Annotated in this window: 3 protein-coding genes; all 3 read right to left on the reverse strand. The window is 61.7% G+C overall.

What is annotated here, in order from left to right; translation table 11 throughout:
• Positions 1-813 precede the first annotated feature (813 nt).
• Positions 814-1,212, reverse strand: coding sequence for a hypothetical protein (locus tag EDC34_RS12110; RefSeq protein WP_132982906.1), 399 nt, complete (start codon positions 1,210-1,212; stop codon positions 814-816).
• A gap of 837 nt (positions 1,213-2,049) precedes the next feature.
• Positions 2,050-2,514 carry a hypothetical protein gene (locus tag EDC34_RS12115; RefSeq protein WP_114961104.1) on the reverse strand — a complete coding sequence of 155 codons (465 nt, stop codon included), beginning with the start codon at positions 2,512-2,514 and terminating at the stop codon, positions 2,050-2,052.
• Between the two features lie 145 nt (positions 2,515-2,659).
• On the reverse strand, positions 2,660-2,971 hold the full coding sequence (locus tag EDC34_RS12120) for a DUF5076 domain-containing protein (RefSeq protein WP_114961105.1): 312 nt from the start codon (positions 2,969-2,971) through the stop codon (positions 2,660-2,662).
• Positions 2,972-3,448: the final 477 nt, after the last annotated feature.

Consider the following 3,448-nt stretch of genomic DNA (forward strand, 5'->3'; position numbering starts at 1 on the left):
AAAGACCATGGGAAGAACGACAGCCAGCACACCAAGCAGGCGGGACCAGCCTCTGGTTGTGCGGGGTAACATTGCTGCTGCCATGGGGGCCTAACACCTGAGTTAAGCCGCGCCACGAAGTGGCGTCGGCTTGGACGAACAGTTAGGGCGCAAGGTAGCAGAAAACGACACCAGCGGGGCGCGCCAGCGCACGCGAGGGGGCGCACGCAGTTGCCTGTACCGTCCGAGAGCCGAGCCGCCTGTGCGCAACCCGATGCAGCCGCAAGGAAACGCTGCAACCGGCGAGAGTGCTGGAGGGTCTGCTGCCGCGAGAAGCCGTGGGCGCACCCCGATGCTGAGGCCGGCACGAGCCGGTTGGCGAAGCCGGCGCCGACCGCCAGAAACCCAGCGGAAGAATCGGCGGGCGAGTTGCGCCGGCGCTTCTCCCGGTGCAGCTGCGGAAGCAGCTTTTCCAGCGCCCTAACCCCTGAGTTAAGCCGCGCCACGAAGTGGCGTCGGCTTGGACGAATTGTTAGGCCGCACTGTAGCGCGGCGCGACAGCAATGGGTAGACGAGAGCGCCCCAACGCCGCGGCCCGAAAGCCGACCAGAACCGAGCGCCCGGCGAAGAGTCCGCGGGAAACGCTGTCTGGAGCGAGGAAGCCACGGTGCCCAGCTGCCGCGACACCATCCGGGCGCAACCGCGAGCCAGTGCAGAAAAGAGCCGGAGCACGTGATCCACCACGATGCGAACTACTCCACTGACCGGGAAGCCCATGCGGCCTAACACCTGAGTTAAGCCGCGCCGCGAAGCGGCGTCGGCTTGAATGAATTGTTAGGGTCCAACACGCAGGAAGCGCGCATCCCATAGCCCGAACCGTTGCAGGCCATAGTGGGCGGAGAGCCCCGAGTTTACGAGCTTAAGACCAGGAGAGCAACCGGTCTGTCCAAACTCTTGATATGACAAACACTGCACCAGTTGGTAAGTAACATTGGCTCCGGATGCGAGGTTAATCGTAATGCGGGAGCCTTGCTGCGCCCAAGTTCCGGCTAGCTCCTCATGACTTGCTGGTGCGGAATCATCGGCTTCCCATAAGTCGAAGGTAAAGTGCGCTGGTCCATTTGACTCCAAGACCAACTCGATCGCGTACTCCGTTTCCGTAACGGATTTGTAGTGCAATGGTTCGCTGACGGCGGCTGAAGCACTCGCAGCGGCGGCAAGCAGTAACCACATGCCTATCATCTCCAGTTGGCCCCTAACGCTTGAGTTAAGCCGCGCCGCGAAGCGGCGTCGGCTTGGACGAACAGTTAGGGTGCAAGGTAGCAGAAAACGACGCCAGCGGGGCGCGCGAGCGCACGCAAGCAAGCCGCACGCAGTTGCCTGTCCAGTCCGAGAGCAGAGCCGCCTACGCGCAACCCGATGCTGCCGCAAGGAAACGCTGCAACGGGGCGAGAGTGTTGGAGGGTCTGCTGCCGCGAGAAGCCACGGGCGCACCCCGATGCTGAGGCCGGCACGAACCGGTTGGCGAAGCCGGCGCCGACCGTCAGAAACCCAGCGGAGGAATCTGCTGGCGAGTTGCACCGGCGCATCGCCCGGCGTAGCGATGGAAGTAGCTTTTGCAGCGCCCTAACACCTGAGTTAAGCCGCGCCGCGAAGCGGCGTCGGCTTGAATGAATTGTTAGGCATGCCGCCTACTCCCCTGGATGCACCGCAGTATTGCCAGTCTTGCGATCGACTACAACCATAAAGCTACAGCCAGGTGTCGCCGGCTTCGGGCCGCACAAATAGACAATTAACCACTTACCCTTTTCAGCGGCTGGGTCGCCGAATGTGTCTAGCCTGTACTTGCCCAAATCGTACCCGTGCTTTTGTGCAACCTCACGGCTGATCTCTAACGCGCGCTCGTAGGTTACAGGCTGCGCCTCCGAGCTCTTGCAGCCAACCAGCGTGGCTGTGGCAACGAGCAAACCGAAACTATGAATTGCGGTGTACTGTCTTGGCATGCCTAACGCCTGAGCTAAGCGGCCACATCAATCGCGAAGCGATTGATTGGTCCGCTTGAGCGAAATGTTAGCCGGCCGAAAAAGCACGCCAACCCGCGCCTACCGATGCGCCGACGACCTGGCCAACAAGGCTGGCCAAGTAGTCGGAGGCACCGCGATTAGCTGCTGCTCGGATTTGTGAGCCAAGACTCTCGCCTCTCGCACTGGCATCGATTTGCTCAGGAACCCTCCCCAAAAGAGCGAGGCCCTTCATCGTCAATCTCGCCGAATGCAACTTGCCGTCGAGAAGATTGACGTCGCCCTGAAACGAGAGCAATCCCTCCTCCCGCAAGAACAAGGCTGTCTCATGCGCGACGGAAACCACGGCGTGAAAAATCTCCTCCTCGTCCTCAGTGAAACCTTCTGTTGCCTCAGCTCCAAGCTGACCTGACTCAATGGTGACAGGAACAGGAAAGCTCTCGTAGAGCTTGGCGAGCAGCAAGACGACGATACGGTTGAAGAGCTCTATGTTGCGGGGGGTGTCGCTTGGCATCTTCGAACTCGCCCGAACGGTTGGGGATGGGGGCCGGCTAACGCCTGAGTTAAGCCGGGGAGCGTAGCGGCCGCCGGCAGAGGCACCATCTTACGGGCCTTTGCCGAGGCCGCGAAGCGGACTCGGCTTGAACGAATTGTTAGGCCTACGAATGACCGTGATTGAACGCGCCAGTCGTATCAGACGTTGGATCAGCTAGCTCCATGTCAAACGCTTGGCGGATGCGGGCGAGCGTGTCTCCGGAGTCAAGGCCATACTCTTCTTGCAAGGCGTTGGCTGCATGACGCGCCAGATCTGAGAGCAGGATCCCCCAAGACGCCGGCTCATCACGACCGCTGTTGTGCCACATGCCAATGTTGAGCGTGCAATGCAGGCCTTTCTCCGCAGCCCAAGCACTGATGAGCTGCCTAGCTGATTCGTCGCGTTGCGCCGCTGGTGGGATCACGAGAGGTTTCATAAGTAGGCCTAACACCTGAGTTAAGCCGCGCCGCGAAGCGGCGTCGGCTTGGACGAACAGTTAGGGCGCAAGGTAGCAGAAAACGACGCCAGCGGGGCGCGCCAGCGCACGGTGCGCCGCTGTCCGCAGCTGCCTGTGCCGTCCGAGAGCCTAGCCGCCTGCGCGCAACCCGATGCGGCCGCAAGGAAACGCTGCAACCGGCGAGAATGCTGGAGGGTCTGCTGCCGCGAGAAGCCACGGGTGCACCCCGATACTGAGGCCGGCACGAACCGGTTGGCGAAGCCGGCGCCGACCGCCAGGAACCCAGCGGAAGAATCGGCCGGCGAGTTGCCCCGGCGCTTCGCCCGGCGCAGCTGCGGAAGCAGCTTTTGCAGCGCCCTAACGCCTGAATTAAGCCGCGCCGCGAAGCGGCGTCGGCTTGAATGAATTGTTAGGCCGCGCCCGCAATGGAGTAGCTGCCTATTGAATGAAGATTGC

The organism is Thermomonas haemolytica, from assembly GCF_004346265.1.
Taxonomy (GTDB): Bacteria; Pseudomonadota; Gammaproteobacteria; order Xanthomonadales; family Xanthomonadaceae; genus Thermomonas; species Thermomonas haemolytica.

Coding starts and splice junctions, on each gene's coding strand:
- EDC34_RS12110 (WP_132982906.1), bottom strand. CDS start 1,212: ATGTGGTTACTGCTTGCCGCCGCTGCGAGTGCTTCAGCCGCCGTCAGC.
- EDC34_RS12115 (WP_114961104.1), bottom strand. CDS start 2,514: ATGCCAAGCGACACCCCCCGCAACATAGAGCTCTTCAACCGTATCGTC.
- EDC34_RS12120 (WP_114961105.1), bottom strand. CDS start 2,971: ATGAAACCTCTCGTGATCCCACCAGCGGCGCAACGCGACGAATCAGCT.